The organism is Rhodococcus sp. 06-221-2 (genome assembly GCF_002258365.1).
Taxonomy (GTDB): Bacteria; Actinomycetota; Actinomycetes; order Mycobacteriales; family Mycobacteriaceae; genus Rhodococcoides; species Rhodococcoides fascians.
In genome coordinates this window covers 364,465-380,878 of the sequence record NZ_NOYJ01000033.1, presented here as the reverse complement: position 1 = coordinate 380,878, position 16,414 = coordinate 364,465, and the positions used below count along the sequence as shown (strand labels likewise).

14 protein-coding genes are annotated in these 16,414 nt (G+C 67.3%); 7 read left to right on the top strand and 7 right to left on the bottom strand.

The features are described 5' to 3' along the window. Positions 1 to 119 precede the first annotated feature (119 nt). The 3 genes from nirD to CH281_RS21310 are packed head-to-tail and all read left to right on the top strand — an operon-like array spanning position 120 to position 2,430. Entirely contained in the window at positions 120 to 497 is a 378-nt protein-coding gene (gene nirD, locus CH281_RS21320) for a nitrite reductase small subunit NirD (protein ID WP_032366318.1), read from the top strand. A gap of 20 nt (positions 498 to 517) precedes the next feature. After that, on the top strand, positions 518 to 1,699 hold the full coding sequence (locus CH281_RS21315) for a uroporphyrinogen-III synthase (protein WP_094695498.1): 1,182 nt from the start codon (positions 518 to 520) through the stop codon (positions 1,697 to 1,699). Next, positions 1,696 to 2,430, top strand: a complete 735-nt coding sequence (locus tag CH281_RS21310) for a sirohydrochlorin chelatase (RefSeq protein WP_080729270.1) — start codon at positions 1,696 to 1,698, stop codon at positions 2,428 to 2,430. Before CH281_RS21315 ends, CH281_RS21310 begins: the two co-directional genes overlap by 4 nt. On the opposite strand, the gene CH281_RS21305 is transcribed toward CH281_RS21310, so the two are convergent. From CH281_RS21305 to CH281_RS21280, 6 genes are read right to left on the bottom strand one after another with little or no spacing between them, the layout of a single operon-like run. Further along, complete coding sequence (locus CH281_RS21305) at positions 2,387 to 4,168, bottom strand: NTP transferase domain-containing protein (protein WP_256983908.1); 1,782 nt, start codon at positions 4,166 to 4,168, stop codon at positions 2,387 to 2,389. The genes CH281_RS21310 and CH281_RS21305 overlap by 44 nt on opposite strands. 13 nt (positions 4,169 to 4,181) lie before the next feature. Beyond that, on the bottom strand, positions 4,182 to 4,628 hold the full coding sequence (locus tag CH281_RS21300) for a PaaI family thioesterase (protein WP_228139195.1): 447 nt from the start codon (positions 4,626 to 4,628) through the stop codon (positions 4,182 to 4,184). Further along, entirely contained in the window at positions 4,625 to 4,966 is a 342-nt protein-coding gene (locus CH281_RS21295) for an MGMT family protein (RefSeq protein ID WP_094695470.1), read from the bottom strand. The genes CH281_RS21300 and CH281_RS21295 overlap by 4 nt, the downstream gene beginning before the upstream one ends. Next, a complete protein-coding gene (locus CH281_RS21290) occupies positions 4,967 to 5,743 on the bottom strand; it encodes an alpha/beta hydrolase (RefSeq protein ID WP_032370927.1) in 777 nt (258 codons plus the stop codon). Positions 5,744 to 5,766: 23 nt separating this feature from the next. Beyond that, entirely contained in the window at positions 5,767 to 6,543 is a 777-nt protein-coding gene (locus CH281_RS21285) for an ABC transporter permease (RefSeq protein WP_094695469.1), read from the bottom strand. Beyond that, on the bottom strand, positions 6,540 to 7,271 hold the full coding sequence (locus CH281_RS21280) for an ABC transporter ATP-binding protein (RefSeq protein ID WP_094653065.1): 732 nt from the start codon (positions 7,269 to 7,271) through the stop codon (positions 6,540 to 6,542). Before CH281_RS21280 ends, CH281_RS21285 begins: the two co-directional genes overlap by 4 nt. Before the next feature lie 136 nt (positions 7,272 to 7,407). Here CH281_RS21280 and CH281_RS21275 point away from each other — a divergent pair, with 136 nt between their 5' ends. Genes CH281_RS21275 through CH281_RS21260 form a run of 4 tightly spaced genes read left to right on the top strand, consistent with a single transcriptional unit; the run spans position 7,408 to position 15,962 of the window. Continuing rightward, positions 7,408 to 8,529, top strand: coding sequence for a sensor histidine kinase (locus CH281_RS21275; protein ID WP_167328709.1), 1,122 nt, complete (start codon positions 7,408 to 7,410; stop codon positions 8,527 to 8,529). Continuing rightward, positions 8,526 to 9,170 (top strand): response regulator, encoded by a 645-nt coding sequence (locus tag CH281_RS21270; protein ID WP_048320215.1) that lies wholly within the window; start codon positions 8,526 to 8,528, stop codon positions 9,168 to 9,170. The genes CH281_RS21275 and CH281_RS21270 overlap by 4 nt, the downstream gene beginning before the upstream one ends. A gap of 55 nt (positions 9,171 to 9,225) precedes the next feature. Then, positions 9,226 to 12,552: an ATP-dependent helicase gene (locus tag CH281_RS21265; protein ID WP_094695496.1), complete on the top strand. Its 3,327-nt coding sequence runs from the start codon at positions 9,226 to 9,228 to the stop codon at positions 12,550 to 12,552. Further along, the gene (locus tag CH281_RS21260; protein WP_094695467.1) at positions 12,549 to 15,962 is read left to right on the top strand and encodes an ATP-dependent helicase; all 3,414 of its coding nucleotides are present in this window, start codon (positions 12,549 to 12,551) and stop codon (positions 15,960 to 15,962) included. Before CH281_RS21265 ends, CH281_RS21260 begins: the two co-directional genes overlap by 4 nt. Here CH281_RS21260 and CH281_RS21255 read toward each other — a convergent pair. After that, entirely contained in the window at positions 15,925 to 16,311 is a 387-nt protein-coding gene (locus tag CH281_RS21255; protein ID WP_032407095.1) for a DoxX family protein, read from the bottom strand. The two genes, CH281_RS21260 and CH281_RS21255, sit on opposite strands and share 38 nt — an antisense overlap. Positions 16,312 to 16,414 lie beyond the last annotated feature (103 nt).

Here is a 16,414-nt window from a genome sequence, read left to right as displayed (position 1 = left end):
GTGACGGGTTCCTGACAACTGACAGGTCACGAACCTGAGCGCATGTGCACAGGTGGGTAATCGCCGCTTAACGGCCAAGAAACACGGGCAGCGTCAAATAGCTGACCAGGAGGTACGTCATGACTGTCATCGATTCACATACTTCGGTACCGAACGATCTTTCGCGAGACTGGACCCCGGCCTGCACCCTCGACGCTCTAATCCCGGGCCGCGGGGTGGCGGTGCTGCTGCGCGGCGGCACCCAGGCGGCACTGTTCTTGCTCGACGACGGACGACTGTTCGCCGTGGGCAACATAGATCCCTACGGCCGGGCCGCAGTGATGTCGCGTGGTCTGGTCGGCGACCGCGGCGGCGAGCCCACGGTCGCGTCTCCGCTGCTCAAGCAGGTCTTCTCTCTCGTCGACGGACGTTGCCTCGACGATGCGGAGGTCTTGCTCGGCTCGTTCGAGGTCGCCACGGTCGAGGGTGTCGTGCTCGTCCGCGGCGGATCTACGTGACCGAAAATGCCGGGGCGGACATGCCCCTGGCCGGGTTCACCGTCGGGGTGACGGCGTCGCGTCGCGCCGAGGAGTTCGCGACTTTGCTCGAGCGGCGTGGGGCCAGTGTGATGCACGCGCCTGCGATCAGGATCATCCCGCTCGCCGACGACGCAGAGTTGGAACGCGTCACCGCGGCGATCATCGCTGCACCACCCGAGATCACCGTCGCCACCACGGGAATCGGTTTTCGTGGCTGGATCGAGGCCGCCGACGGTTGGGGGCGAGCCGAAGAACTCGGTCGTGCTCTGGGTGCGTCGCGACTGTTGGCGCGTGGTCCCAAGGCCACCGGTGCCATTCGAGCGGCGGATCTACGTGAAGAATGGTCGCCTGCCTCCGAGTCGTCCGCCGAAGTGCTCGAACATCTGCTCGCCGAGGGCGTCGAGGGCAAACGCATAGCGGTACAACTGCACGGCGCGACCACCGAGTGGGAGCCGGTTCCGGACTTCTGCGAGGTACTGCGTTGCGCCGGAGCCGAAGTGGTACCGGTGCCCGTCTACCGTTGGACGGCGCCCGACGATCAGAGTCCGATGGATCGCATGATCGAGTCGGTCGTCGTCGGTGAACTCGACGCCATCAGCTTCACCTCGGCACCGGCGGTCGCGTCGATGCTGATGCGTGCCGACGAGAACGGCGTACTCGAGCCTCTGCTGCAGTCGATGCGTACGCGGGTGCTCCCGGTGTGCGTGGGGCCGGTCACCGCAGCCCCGCTCGAACAGCTGTCGGTTGCCACCACTGCGCCTGCGCGTGCGCGCCTCGGCGCGCTCGCCCGTCACATCGCCGAGGAGCTGCCCAGGAGAACCGGTCGCCTGCACGCAGGCGGGCATGTGGTCAGTGTTCGGGGACGGTGTGTGGTGGTCGACGGGGAGGTGCGGCCCGTGTCCCCGGCCGGGATGGCGCTGATGAAGACGCTGAGTCGTAATCCGGGGCGCGTGGTCTCCCGTGAAGACCTGTTGGCCTCGTTGCCCGGAGGGGGTGGCGATACCCACGCGGTGGAGACCGCCATGACCCGACTCCGTTCCTCACTGGGGGCACCCAAGGCGATCCAGACCGTGGTCAAACGCGGCTACCGTATCGCGTTGGACTATATCGAGACCGAATCCGACTGCGATACACACGAACCCGCGGGGGCTGTTTCCGTGAGCGAGGGGAGTAAGTACTGATGGAACCCACCTTGGTGTTGGTCGCACACGGCACTCGAAACCCGCGCGGTGTGGAGATGGTCGCCGCGCTCGCCGACGCCGTCTCGAAGCAGATCGGTACTACGCGTGTCGCCTTCGTCGACGTGCTGGGACCGTCCCCGTCCGAGGTACTGCGCGACACTCCGGAATCGGCGGTCGTCGTTCCGGCATTTCTGGCATCGGGTTATCACGTCCACACCGACGTGCCGCGCGAGATCACGGACAGTGCGCACTCGTCGGTCGCCGTCACCCGTGCCCTCGGGCCGGACCCGGTGCTCGCACGAGTGATGGTCGATCGGCTCCGGGACGCCGGCTGGCGAGCCGGCCAGAGCATCGTGCTCGCGGCCGCAGGATCGTCCGATCCTCGTGCGTTGCAGGAACATCGGATCGCGGCAGCCATGCTCGCGGACGCGGCTCGGACGCCGGTGAAGATCGGATACGTGGCCACCAGTACGCCGACCGTCGCGCAGGCGGTGTCCGGGCTGCGGGAAGCCGGGCACGATCGAGTGTTCGTGGCGAGCTATCTGCTGGCTCGTGGGCTCTTCCACAATCGGTTGGCCGACGTGGGAGCCGACGGCGTCGGTGCGCCGCTCGGGGTGCATCCGGCCATCGTCGATCTCGTCGTCGAGCGGTACCACGAGGGTGTTCGGCTGCTGGCCGGTTCGGAATTCAGTACGGCAACGGAAGAATTGTCACCGGCTCGTCGTCGCTGACATCGGCGGGTATCACGGCGAGCGCATCACGGCCGACGAGGTGCGCCAAATGAGCTGTCCTGACCTTGGTGTCGGCTCGCCAGCGGGTACCGTCGGCCACCACGGGAACGATTCGAGGGATCGGGGCTCGAACCTCGGATGCATTGGACAACAACCCCGTTCGCGGTGAACGCGGAATGCGAGCGGTGAGTGCGTCGACGATCGCCGGTGCGGTCAGCAGCGCCGTGCTCACTGCCGCGAGCGGATTGCCGGGGAGGCCGAGGACAACCGTACCGTCGGGCAGGGTCGCGGTGATCTGGGATCCGCCGGGACGCACGCGCACTCGCCCGACCACGGTTTCGGCACCGAGGGCGGCGAGCGTGGAGCGTAGCTGATCGGCGGCACCTCCTCCGGTGGCTCCGACCACGACCACGAGGTCGATGTTTTCGGTACTTCCCAAGAGGTCGGCGAACGCGGTTGCCGTGTCGTCGAGCAGCAGTGCGTCCACGACGGCGATTCCACAGTGCGCCAGATACTCCGGCAGCGCCGATCCGAGTACATCCCTGGTCTCCCCGGGTGCCAGCGGACCCGATACCCGAATCTCGTTTCCGCTGATGACAATTCGTGCGCGAACCGGTCCCCGCACATCGAGTTCGGTCACCTCCGCGCTCGCGGCGAGTGACCGAACAGCAGTGTCGATCGCGGTACCCGAGGCAACCAACTCCGTTCCGGGAAGCCAGTCCTCGCCGCGGCGACGCGTGTCGTCGGTCGACGTCGCCGTCGGTGCGCGTTCTACGACGCCGGCCGGTGTCGTGACCGCGTGTTCGTCGCGAACGACCGCAGTGGCACCGGGAGGAAGCGCTGCGCCGGTCGCAATGCGTACCGCGCTGCCGTCGGCGAGTCGCGCGATGCCGGACGTCCCGGCGTAGGCGATATCGGGCCTCAGCGTCCACGGAGAGGGTCCGCTCACGGCAAATCCGTCCATCGCGGAGATGTCGACCGCAGGCAGTGCTGTTGCTGCCACCAACGGTTGCGCGAGCACGGTCCCAGCCGTGTCCTGCAACGGAATTCGATGAACCGGGAGGGCGGCTACTCGCTGTCGAATTCGTTCGTGCGCGGCGTCGATGTCGAGTACGTCCTCCGATTTCGACGAGGCTGCGGCGCGCGCGGCGACCAGATCGGCAGGGGTGTCGCAGTCCTCGATATCGGCAACCGTGACGACGCGGTGCTCGTTCGGTACGAGTGCGCGCATCGGGGCACCCTCGACGGTATCGAGCGCCGCCACCGCCGAGCGCAGCGCGCTGTAGCGCCAGACTCCGAGCAGGAACTGGGTGCGACCGGTGGCGTCGGCCGCGAACACTGCGTCGGTCTCGACTCGGTGGAACTGATCGATCAGTGACTGCACCGCAGAAGCATTCAGCAGTGGTATGTCCGACGCTACGACTGCGACCAGATCGGCTGTCCCGTCGAGTGTTTCGAGTCCGGCGGCCAGAGCTGCCACCGGGCCGCCGCCGGCGGGGAACTCTCGGGTCTGCACAACCGAACCCGGTACTGCGTCGCGTGTGGGGCCCACCAGTACCGTTCGGCGACAGTCCGAGACGGCCGCCACTGCAATGTCGACCAGTCGTCGTCCGCCGACGGTGAGCGCGGGCTTGTCGACTTCTGCCGATGCGGTGCCGGCAAGGCCTGCCATTCGCGATCCGCGACCACCCGCGAGCACGATGGCGTCGCATATCGGCTCGGTCGACGAGCCGCTCACCGGTGCGATCCCATCACGTCGGCAGCGGCACGTTCTGCAGTCGAACCTGGCCGCGCGCGATGGTCTTACCGCTGTCGGTCGCGGTGATCGTGACCAGCCAGAGTTGCTGAACGCGGCCCTGCTGCAACGGTTCCGCGAGAACGTCCACCCGTCCGCCTTTGCTGGCGCGTAGGAAATCGGTTCCGTTGTGCACTCCGACCGCGAACTCGCCGCGATCCTTGACCGCCTCACTCGCACCGATGCTCGCGGCGCTCTCCACAGCGCTGGTGTAGACCCCACCGTGCACGACGCCCCAGGGCGTGAAATGTTCCTCGGTCAACTCGATGTGCCCCGCTACCCGCGTGCCCGAGACCTCGTCGATCACCAGGCCGGCCGCGGCGACGAAAGTGCTCGCCTTGGACAGGGCGAACTTCGCCGTAGGGCGTGGATCGAACTGCCCGAGCCGATCTCCGATGTTCATCCTTCGAGATTAGTGGTCGACGTCGGAGGCTGGGGGAGCGCCCCGAAGTCGAAGCGACCGGACTTCAGCGACACTCGCCCGTCGCGGATCTCGACACCTTCACCGCGCAGCGTCTCGAGTTGTCTCGTCGCCAGATGCGCCGCAGGCTTTCCGCTTGCACCCAGGACACGGTGCCACGGCAGATCGGCGGAGTCGGTCCGCATGATCCACCCGACGATCCGGGGGCTGGACAGGTCGGCCGCCGCCGCGATGTCCCCGTAGGTGGCAACGGAACCGACGGGAATCGACGCGACCAACGCGCGTACCCGCTCCACCTGCGCCTCGGTGATCGGAGCCATCTACAGCAGGGATCGCACCAGCTCGGCCACGTCGGCCGGCTTGGCCTGGCCGACCATGTGATCGCAGTCGAGTTCGACGGTGCGCAGGTTCTCGCCGAGCTTGTCTCGGAGCGCGGACACGAATTCTTCGGTCACATAAGGAGGTTCGACGCGCATGGCCCGCACCACGATGGTCGGGACGCTCTCGGCGGGCACCACGATCGGACGAGCGAGCTCGCCCCACGTCGCAACGATGGCCGGAATCGACATTCGCCACGCGACCTTCCCGCCGTCGGCAGGGACCAGGTGATCGGCGACCTCACGGTCGAGCAACTCGGTGGGCACGTCGGCCCAAGCCCCGTGAATCTTCTCCGAACGCGCCTCGTCGGCGTCGGTGTAATCGGGGGACTTCGCAGTGGCCTCGGCGACCTCGAGCAGCTCCTCCGGCGGCAAGGCAATCGCAGGATCGAGCAGCACCAGCGCGCGCACCACCTCCGGGAACCGCTGTGCGAGATGCACGGCCAACGCGCCGCCGTACGAATGTCCGAGCACCACGACCGGACCGCGCGCATGGGCGTCGAGCACGGCCTTCAGCGCGGTGACCTGAGCGTCGATGTCCCACGGTGGAACGGACGGAGAACGGCCGTGGCCGATCAGATCGGGAGCCAGGATGCGGGCCTCGGGCAGGTGATTCTCGGCGAGGTCCCACCAACGGGCACCGTGGCCGGTCACACCGTGAACGGCGAGGATTTCGGGACCGTCTGCGGGTCCGAACGTATGCAGATTCAACTCGGGCACGTGAACCACTATGCCGCATCTGCTCAGGACCAACGAAACAACCGGATTGCACACGCGGTTCCGACGACCACGGTGGCCCCCAGCCCGATCGGTCCGGCTATGTCGATCGGGGTTCCGGCCCAGGCAGACCCCAGCGCAGTAACGGTGGCACCGAAGGGAAGAAGCTCTCCGACGGCGATCAGCGGACCGGGCAGGTCTGCGACGGGGCCGAACAGTCCGCCGCCGGCACCGAGTATCAAGAACAGGGTGAGGCCGATCGCGACGGCAGAGTTCGCTGTGGGTGCGACGGCCGCCACCACGATCCCCAGCGAGTACATCGCCGCTGCACCCAGCACCAGAATTGCCGCAACCAGGATCGGGTTGTGCGGGGGAGTGATTCCGAACAGCAGGGCCGCAGTGGACAAAGCGATACCGATTCCGAGTGTCGCTTGCACTGCGCTGGTGATCACCTGCGCAGCCAGCACCTGCGTCGGCCCGATCGGTGTCGTCGACAGCCTCTTCAGCACGCCGGACTTCCGATAGAGCGCAAGAAAGCTCGGCATGTTCACGATTCCGATGACGGCGACGATCATGGTCAGGGCAAGCGGCAGGACGAACCGATCGAATGCTGTGATTGCGCCCGGCCCGACGATTTCGGCCGACGTACCGGATCCGTTCATTACCAGTACGAGAACCGGGAGGGCGATGGGGACGATCAGGCCGGCCGTGTCCCGGGTGACCATGCGCAGTTCGGCCCCGACGAGTGCGCCGGTGGCGCGCAGGCCTGGACGAGGCGCAGCGTGGATGTCGCATGCGGTCATGCCGTCCTCCGTTCGGTCAGCGTCAGGAATGCGTCCTCGAGGGTGGCCCGGTGGTCGCCTCCGAGGCCGGCATCGGCGATCAGAGACTCCGGTGTGCCGGTGGCCGCGACGGCCCCTCGATCGAGGACGGTGATGCGATCGCACAGGCGGTGTACTTCGTACATGTGATGGCTGACCAGCAGGATGGTGACACCGTCTGCGCGGAGGTCCTCGATCAGTCGCCACACGGTGCGTCGTGCATCCGGGTCGAGTCCGGTGGTGAGCTCGTCGAGCATGACAACCCGAGGGGAGCCGATCAGTGCGAGGACCACCGACAACCGCTGTTGCTGGCCTCCGGACAACCGCTCGTACCGCACCCGGCGGTGCTCGTGCAGGCCCACCGCGCGGACGAGAGCGTCTCGATCGGCGGGTCGACGGTAGAAGGAGGCGAACAGATCGACCAGTTCCTCAACGGTGAGCGCGGTGTGAAGGTCGTTGGACTGCAGCTGTACTCCCAGAACCGCGCGTACTCGATTGCGGTCGGTGAAGGGGTCGAGTCCCAGAACTCGCACGGCACCGGAGCTCGGCTTACGAAGGCCCGCAATGGTTTCGACCAGGGTCGTCTTACCGGCGCCGTTGCGCCCGAGCAGGCCGTGCGTCTCGCCTTCGCGGACCGAGAGGCTGACGCCTGCCACGGCGGTGCGCTCTCGATAACGCTGGGTGATGCCTCGAACGTCTATCGCTGCCATCCGATGTTCCCTTCTCGATCGTGTCGATCTCGACGCTAGATCCGCCATGGCCTGCGCACAGGTGCCGATCGTCACCGAAGGGGATCGTGACTTTCGGCAGGGGCGTGCGGGTGGAGCGGGCGATAGGGTCGACAGAATGAGACGCCTCGGACCCGACGTTCTGGCCGGTGCGTTCGTGTCCGCGCTCGCGGTCGCGATGGGCGCTCTCGTCGTCTTCGATCGGTCGATCGCCGACGGTCTCTCGGTTCCGCGTTGGGCCTGGGCTGCGCTGTTCGCAGCCTTCCTGCTCGTGCAGACCGCGGGCATGTGGTGGGAAGACCGGCTGCCGGATCGTCTCGTCCGCGCGAGCTTCGCCACCCAGGTGATGCTGGCACCGGTTCTCGTGCTGACCGCCCCGACTGCAGGTTGGTTGCCCATTCTGTTGGTGTTCACCTCGACGTTCGCCGTGTATCGGGTGTCCGGCTCGTCGGTGGCGGTCATTGTTGCGGTCTACACCTGCTGTGTGGGGGTGTCGGTTGCGATTCGGGGTGGACGGATCTCGGAAATCGCGCTGATAATGTCGATCTACGGAGCGCTGCAGGTGGCCAGCGCGTTGTCGGTGACCGCACAGCTGCGACAGGCTCGGTTGCGCCGGGAACTTGCGGTCGCGCACGCCGAACTGCGCACCGCCAGTGCGTTGTTGAACGATTCCTCCCGTGCCGACGAGCGATTGCGCATCGCGCGCGAGCTGCACGATGTGCTCGGTCACCAGCTCACCGCACTGAGCCTCGAGCTCGAGGTGGCGTCCCATCAGGTCTCCGAGCCTGGGCGCGAGCATGTCGTTCGGGCCCGATCCATCGCACGTGACCTGCTCGGCGACGTTCGGTCGACCGTCGGCGAAGTGCGCAGCAGGACTCCGGTGCTGGGGGAGTCGCTCGATCGTCTGGTTGCGCAGCTGCCCGAACCGGTCGTGCATCTTACGGTCGACCCCGAGATCAGGGTCGACGAAGCTCGGGCGGTGGCGGTGGTCCGCTGCGTGCAGGAGATGATCACCAACACCATTCGCCATGCGAATGCCGATGAGATGTGGATCGAGTTACGCGCGGATTCGACCGGTGCGCTATCGGTCTCGGTGCGCGACGACGGCCGGGCGTCGGCCGACTTCGAGCCGGGGCACGGGCTGCAGGGAATCCGAGAGCGCATCGAAGGACTGGGCGGTACGGTCACCTTTTCGGTCGATCGCGGATTCACGGTCCACGCGACGGTGCCTGCCCCGTGATCACGGTCTTGATCGTCGACGACCACACTCTGGTTCGGCAGGGTATCCGCAGCCTGCTCGAACTGGATCCCGACATCGAGGTGACCGGTGAGGCGGACAACGGTGCCGCTGCGGTCGCGTCGATCGAACTCGATGCTCCAGATGTGGTGTTGCTCGATCTGCGCATGCCGCGCTTCGACGGCCTGTGGACGCTTCGGGTATTGCAGGACAGGGAAATACGGGTCCCGGTCTTGGTTCTGACGACGTTCGACGACGACGAGTTGGTACTCGGGGCGCTGCGTGCGGGTGCGAAGGGCTATCTGCTCAAGGACGTGACCTTCGAGCGGCTCGGTGGTGCCGTACGCGAACTCGCGGCCGGGCGAACCTTGGCGCAACCTGCCATCACAGAGAGACTGCTGGACGCTTTTCGGACCGGCAAGCACGGCCCGAGCGACGTCGTGATCGCCGAAACACTCACGGCCCGCGAGATCGACGTACTGCGCCTGGTGGCAAGTGGATACACCAATAGAGCAATAGCCGACGCGTTGCATCTGGCCGAGGGGACCGTGAAGAACCACGTGTCGTCGGCGATTCTCAAACTCGGGGCCAGAGATCGCACCAGCGCGGTTCTGCGTGCGCTGAGCGGCGGGTTGCTCGACTGATTTAGAACGCATTCTTGTCATGGCGCAATTTGGTGTGTCGGTGGTTCGTGATTGCATGTCCCGCATGAGCACGGACGGCAGACACGGCGCGACGGTCACCCTCGTCCGTGCACCCAGGGTGGCGCAGCCGCCCCGCCGGTGGACCGATTCCGCTGCCCGGTTGCTGGCGTGGACTCCCGATTCGGCGGCGGAGGCGGCTCAGGGCGCTCCTCGATGGAACCCCTGGCAGGTGCTCGGCGGGCCCGGCTCGGGAAAGACAGCGCTCGTGGCGGACTACGCAGTCTCCCGAATCGTGTCCGGCGATCCGGAATCGGTCCTGGTGCTCACTCAGTCGAAGCGCGCGTCCATCACGCTCCGCGAGCAGATCACCGCCGGTCTGTTCAGCGGCGATCACGCGCTGCGCGCCACGCGCGAACCGCTGGTACGTACGGTGCACTCCTATGCGTTCGCGGTACTCAGGTTGCAGGCCTCCCTCTACGGCAATCCGCCTCCTCGACTGCTGACCGGTGCCGAGCAGGACGCGGTGGTCCGCGAGATGCTGCGGGGCGACATCGAGGACGGCGCAACCGACTGGCCGGATCGATTGCGCCCGGCTCTCGGTACCGCAGGATTCGTCACCGCGGTGCGAGACATGATGCTCCGATCCGCAGAACGCGGAATCGGACCCGAGGATCTGGTCAAGCTGGGCCGCACGCACGGCAGACCCGAATGGATCGCCGTCGGCAAATTCGCGGCTCGATACGAACAAGCCATGTTGCTGCGCGGCGCAGTCGGCGTCGAAGCCGCAGGGGCCACGGCACCGGGCCTCGACGCGGCCGAGCTCATCGGCAGCGCACTGATGGCGTTCGCCACCGACCCGGATCTGCTGCGCAGTGAGCGCGCCCGCATCCGGCACCTCGTCGTCGACGATGCACAGCACCTCGATCCGCAAGCTGCGCAGCTGATTCGGTTGATCGGCACCGATACCGAATCGACCGTGATCGCCGGGGACCCCGATCAATCCGTCTTCACGTTCCGTGGAGCGGATCCCACGTTCGTGGCCGATCTGCTCGATGCGGACTCGCCTCGACGGGTGGTCCTGACGCGGAACTTTCGATCGGTGCCTGCAGTGGCGGAACTGACCGACATCGTGGCGGGGCGACTGCCCGGGCTCGGTCGGCACCGCAGTCCCGAGCCGGTGGCCACGGCTCGGTTCGGCGAGCCGGAGGCCCGGGTACACGTCGTGTCTTCGCCTGCCAAGGAAGCCGCGATCATCTCCGACGCCATGCGACGCGCGCACCTGATCGACGGAATGCCCTGGTCCGAGATGGCGATCGTCGTGCGGTCGGTCCCGCGTACCGTCGCGCCGCTGCGTCGCGCTCTGCACGCGGCCGGTGTCCCCATGATCACCCCGGCTTCGGAGTTGCCGTTGCATCGCCAGCACGGAGCGGTGGGCTTGCTGCTGGTGCTGCGGGCGATCTCCGACCCGTCGTTCGACGGAGAAGATGCGCTGGCTCTGCTGTCCGGCCCGATCGGGGGTGCCGATCCGGTAGGTCTGCGGCGGCTGCGCCGAGGTGTCCGCAGACTCGAACTGGCCTCGGGCGGCGAGCGCGATTCGGCCGAACTGCTCAGAGTCGTTCTCACCGGCGAGACGCGAGAGAAGTTCGGGTGGATCACTGGTCTGTCGGACGTGGAAGCGGCACCGCTGCGACGAGCACTGAGCGTCGTTCGTAAGGCGCGAGCGGTGGCTCGGGAGGGCCGCGGAGTCGAGGACGTGCTGTGGGCTGCGTGGCAGGCGTCCGGACTCGAGCGGCGTTGGGCCGCCGCGTCCGCGTGGGGTGGGTCCGCGGGTGCTCAGGCCGATCGAGACCTCGACGCGGTGGTCGCACTCTTCGACGCCGCGGCGGCCTACGTCGACAGGCTGCCGCGCGCGCAGCTGGGCGGATTCCTCGATTACATTGCGCAGCAACAGATTCCTACCTCGAGCTCGAATCGTTCGACTGCGCCGGCCGATGCGGTGACGCTGCTCAGCGCGCACTCGGCAGCCGGTCGCGAATGGGAACTGGTGGCGGTCGCCGGGGTTCAGGAGGGGCTGTGGCCGGGTCTGCGAGCGCGCGGCAGCCTCCTCGGAACCGACACGCTCGTCGATCTGGTGTCCGGCAAGGTCGACGCGGCTGCGGCCCTCGACGGACGACTGTCGAAAGCTGCACCGCTACTCGCCGAGGAACGCAAGCTCTTCCTCGTGGCGTGCAGTCGCGCGCGCTCCACTCTGCTCGTCACCGCCGTGGACTCGAGCACGGGCGATACCGATCTGGTCCGCTCCCGATTCGTCGACGAACTCCGGGGAGTCGACGGCGACGCAGATCCCGTCCCGCTGCCCGAAGGTTCCGAGCCGCCGACCCCGCACCGGGTGTTGGCATTACCGATGTTGGTCGCCGAGCTTCGCGGGGTCGTCTGTGATCCCGTTGTCGCCGAACATGATCCGGACAAGCGAGCGCGCGCCGCGCGGCACCTGGCCACACTCGCCGAGGCCGGCGTCCGAGGCGCACATCCCGACGAGTGGTTCGGAATTACGGGCCTCAGCACCAGCGAGCCCCTGTGGCACCTCGGCGATGGGCCGGTCCCGCTCTCGCCATCGACGGTGGAACAGCTCACCACGTGCCCGCTGCGCTGGATGCTCGAACGTCACGGAGGAAACGACGGCACCAACACTCACGCCGTCACCGGAACCCTCGTGCACACTCTGGTGCAGGCGGTGGCAGGCCGGATTCCACCGGACCAGCTCAGGCGGGCACTCGAGACGGCGTGGGATGCAGTCGATCTCGGATCACAGTGGTTCTCGCGTCACGAGCTCGATCGAACCGGGGCGATGCTCGACACGTTCGAGAATTGGCTGCAGGGCACCCGAGGCGAGCTCACCGAGGCGGGCGTCGAGGTACAGGTCGACGGCATTCTGGCCGCCCGATCCGAGGACGAGCCTGCGGTAGCCCTGCGCGGCCGGATCGATCGGCTCGAACACGATCCGGACGGCCGCCCGGTCGTCATCGACGTCAAGACGGCCAAAACGGTGATGTCCAAGGAAGATGCGCGCAACCACCATCAATTGGCCACGTATCAGGTCGCCGCTGCCGCGGGTGCGATCGAAGGTGAGCCCGCGGGCGAACCCGGGGGTGCCCGGTTGGTGTTCGTGGCCAAACCGCACAACAAGGACGGCGCGACGCAGCGGATCCAGGAGGTGCCGACACCGGAGAAACTCGAGGAATGGCGAGACACCGTCCACCGGGCGGCCTCGGCGACGCAGGGTCCCGTCTTCGAAGCCCGAGTCAACGACGGGTGCAGACATTGCCCCGTCAAATCCAGTTGCCCGGCCCACGAGACAGGACGGCAGGTGACCGAGCAGTGACCGCCTCGGCGACGCGCAGCGCAACCGTGCGGGTCTCACCCGTCGAACTGTCCCGCGCCCTCGGGCAGAAGCACCCGCCCACCGACGAGCAGGCTGCGGTGATCGCCGCCCCACCCGGTCCGACGCTCGTCGTGGCAGGCGCAGGGGCTGGGAAGACCGAGACGATGGCCGCGCGAGTGGTGTGGATGGTGGCCAACGGGTTCGTCGATCCGGATCAGGTACTCGGACTGACGTTCACCCGAAAGGCTGCGCAGCAGCTGACGTCCCGAATCCGCGCTCGGCTGGCGCGGCTCGCCGGGTCGGATCTGGTGCGCGCGCTGGATCCGAGTCTGGCACTGCGCGAACGTATTCTCGCCGCCGAGCCGGAGGTGAGCACTTACCACTCGTATGCCGGGCGACTGCTCACCGAGCACGGCCTGTTGCTGCCCATCGAGCCCTCCGCGACGCTGCTGTCGGAGACCGAACTGTGGCAGCTCGCGCACCGTGTGGTCAGCACGTGGGACGGCGATCTCGACACCGACCGAAATCCCACGTCGGTGACCGAGGCGGTACTCGCCCTCTCCGGTCAGCTGGCCGAACATCTGGTGGACCCCGACCAGCTGCGCGAGGCGCACGTGGCACTGGAGAAACTGGTGCACACACTCGGCCCCGGTCCACGTCAACGTGGCGGGCCGACCAAGGAGCTGCTCAACATCCTCGATGCCCAACATCAACGAATCACGTTGTTGCCCTTGGTGGAACGACTCGCGCAGACGCTTCGGCACGAAGGGGCACTGGATTTCGGTTCGCAGATGTCGATGGCGGCGCGGGTCGCGGCCGAACATCGCGAAGTGGGAATCGCAGAGCGGCAACGCTTTCGGCTCGTTCTGCTCGACGAATACCAGGACACCGGTCATGCCCAGCGGGTGCTGCTGTCCTCACTGTTCGGATCCGGTAGCGATGCCACTCTGGCGCTGACAGCCGTGGGCGATCCGATGCAGTCGATCTACGGGTGGCGAGGGGCGTCAGCGGCGAACCTGCCGCGGTTCGCCACCGATTTCCCGCAGGCGGACGGCAGCCCGGCACCGCGGCTCGAACTCCTCACCAGCTGGCGCAACCCGCCCGAGGCACTCGCTCTCGCCAATCTGATCACCGACCCCCTGCGCCGCGTCGGTGTACCGGTCCCGACCCTGCGGGCCCGGCCGGGCGCGGTGCCCGGCGATGTACGGCTGGCCGTCACCGACACCGTCCTCGACGAACGGGAATGGATCGCCGACCGAATCGCCGAGCACTACCGCGACGCCCTCGAACTGGACCGGCCTCCGCCCAGTGCCGCGGTACTCGTGCGGCGCAACGCCGATGCCGAGCCGATCGCCGAGGTGCTGCGTAGCCGTGGCCTACCCGTCGAGGTGGTCGGGCTCGGCGGATTGCTGCATGTGCCGGAGGTCGCCGACATCATCGCGATGCTGCGTCTGGTGGCCGATCCGACTGCGGGCAGCTCGGCCATGCGCATCCTCACGGGCTCCCGATGGCAGATCGGGGCCGCCGATCTGCGGGCGCTCGCTCAGCGCGCCAAGGAGCTCGAGATTCGGGGCGGCTACGGCACCGCGGGCCGTGTCGACGACCCACAGGCGCTCGACGCCGCGCTCGGAAGTGCCCTGCCGGGGGAACAGTCGGAGCAGGCCGGTCTGGCCGACGCCATCGCCGATCCAGGTTCGGCCGAACGATATTCGGAGGCCGGGCACCGACGCATCACTGCGCTCGCCGGAGAACTACATCTGTTGCGCGACCGAATCGGGCAGCCGCTGACGGAACTGGTCGCCGACATCGAACGCATCATGGGCATCGGCGTCGAAGCGCAGGCGCGGACACCGTTCGGTGTCGATGGTGCAGTCGGGCGCGAGCATCTCGACGAATTCGCCCATGTGGTGGCCGATTACGCCGACAATCCAACGGCCACGGTCACCGGATTCCTGTCGTTCCTCGCGGCGGCAGAGACTGTCGAGGACGGGTTGGCTCCGGGCGAGGTCGAGGTAGCCCCGCATCGAGTACAGGTGCTGACGGTGCATTCGGCGAAGGGCCTCGAATGGGAGGTCGTGGCCGTACCGCACGTGGCGACCGGAGTGTTCCCGTCCTCGAACGCCTCGTCGACCTGGCTCGGGGCGATGGCCGAACTGCCGCCGTCCCTGCGCGGCGACCGCGCTCTCGACGGTGAGGGTTCCGAGGGGGTACCGGTACTCGAGCTCGAGGACCTCTACAACCGAAAGGACCTCGAGGACGCCGTCAAGCGGCACAAGGATGCGCTCGCTCGGCGTCGGCTCGCCGAGGATCGTCGACTGTTCTACGTTGCACTCACCAGAACCGAACGGGTGCTGCTGGTCTCGGCGCATCAGTGGGACGAGACGTCCACGAAGCCTCGTGGCCCGTCCGAGTTTCTCGACGAGCTCCACCGGTACACCTCGACGGCAGGGGACGCCGTCGCGGTGGTCGAGCAGTGGGCACCGGCCCCCGAAGCCGGAGCCGTCAACCCGTTGGGGGCCGAGCCGCATACGGCATCCTGGCCGCGAGATCCGCTCGGGCCGAGGCGAGGCGCGATCGAGAGTGGTGCGGCCGACGTTCTGCGGGCCCTGGCCGACAAGGCCGACTCCCACCATGATTCGGACGAAGACGAGGACGAGGACGAGGACGACCCGGAGAAGTGGGGCTTCGACGTCCGGACCTTGCTGGCCGAGCGCTCGGCGCGGGCCGTTGCCGGGGTCGATGTCGCACTACCCGAAAACCTGTCGGTGACTCAGCTGGTCGACTTGGCGGCAGATCCGGATGCGCTCGCCTCGCGACTGCGCCGGCCACTTCCGTTTCCCCCGAATCCGTTGGCGCGCCGTGGAACAGCGTTTCACGCGTGGATCGAGCGACGGTTCGGCGCGACCCGCCTGCTCGATCTCGACGAACTACCGGGCTCCGCCGATACCGGTGCTTCTGCCGATGTGGACCTGGACACTCTTCAGCGGGCGTTCGAGGCCTCCGATTGGGCTCTGCGCAGTCCGGTGGAGGTAGAGGTGCCGTTCGAGACGTCGGTGGCAGGAACAGTGCTGCGCGGTCGGATCGACGCGGTGTTCGCCGACCCGGACGGCGGCTGGACCGTCGTCGACTGGAAGACCGGAGCCGAACCGTCGGCGTCCGAGCAGCAGGCGGTGGCGATGCAGCTGGCGGCGTACCGGCTGGCGTGGGCGGAGTTGATGTCCGTCGGTCGTGCCGAGCCGGTACCGCTCGATCGCGTCCGTGCGGCGTTCCACTACGTCCGCAGCGGTCGTACCATCTCGCCCGACAAGCTGCCTGACGCAACAGCTTTGGCGGCGCTGCTCGAAGGTCGATCCGTCGTGGACGACGTCGACACTACGGTGCCAGTCGACGAGCTTTCAGAGCCTCGGTGACCAGTGGGATCTGCAGGGGGAGACGAGCGATCATGGCGGCCTTCAAGGCCGGTGACGTCTTGGAGCTGCGTACGTACTTCCATGCGAGGTTGATGTTGGCGGGGAAGACCGCGACGAACAGGCCCGCTGCCAACGCACCGCCCATTCGACGGGTGCGGGGTGCGGCCAACGTGGCAGCCACAGCGAGCTCGGCTACTCCCGATACCTGGGTGTACGTCCGCGCCGAACCTGGAAGGGCGGTCGGTACCTGCGCATCGAAGAATTGGGGAGTGACGAAATGGAGTACTCCGGCGCCGGCGAGCAATCCCGCGAGACGCAGCGCTGCGGCCTGACTCGGTCTCTGTGTCATGCACACACCGTGCCACACGGTGCTGCATCCGCCCATCCGGTCCGCTCGAAGCGGTCGGTTGTCGACGCAGAAGCGCGGCATGGGGTTACGCTGCGTGCCGTGA

Excerpts from the sequence above, each read along its gene's own strand:
- CH281_RS21315 (WP_094695498.1), top strand. The coding sequence starts at position 518 with ATGCCCCTGGCCGGGTTCACCGTCGGGGTGACGGCGTCGCGTCGCGCC.
- CH281_RS21280 (WP_094653065.1), bottom strand. The coding sequence starts at position 7,271 with ATGGCAGCGATAGACGTTCGAGGCATCACCCAGCGTTATCGAGAGCGC.
- CH281_RS21275 (WP_167328709.1), top strand. The coding sequence starts at position 7,408 with ATGAGACGCCTCGGACCCGACGTTCTGGCCGGTGCGTTCGTGTCCGCG.
- nirD (WP_032366318.1), top strand. The coding sequence starts at position 120 with ATGACTGTCATCGATTCACATACTTCGGTACCGAACGATCTTTCGCGA.
- CH281_RS21295 (WP_094695470.1), bottom strand. The coding sequence starts at position 4,966 with ATGGCTCCGATCACCGAGGCGCAGGTGGAGCGGGTACGCGCGTTGGTC.
- CH281_RS21255 (WP_032407095.1), bottom strand. The coding sequence starts at position 16,311 with ATGACACAGAGACCGAGTCAGGCCGCAGCGCTGCGTCTCGCGGGATTG.
- CH281_RS21265 (WP_094695496.1), top strand. The coding sequence starts at position 9,226 with ATGTCCCGCATGAGCACGGACGGCAGACACGGCGCGACGGTCACCCTC.
- CH281_RS21285 (WP_094695469.1), bottom strand. The coding sequence starts at position 6,543 with ATGACCGCATGCGACATCCACGCTGCGCCTCGTCCAGGCCTGCGCGCC.
- CH281_RS21300 (WP_228139195.1), bottom strand. The coding sequence starts at position 4,628 with ATGAACATCGGAGATCGGCTCGGGCAGTTCGATCCACGCCCTACGGCG.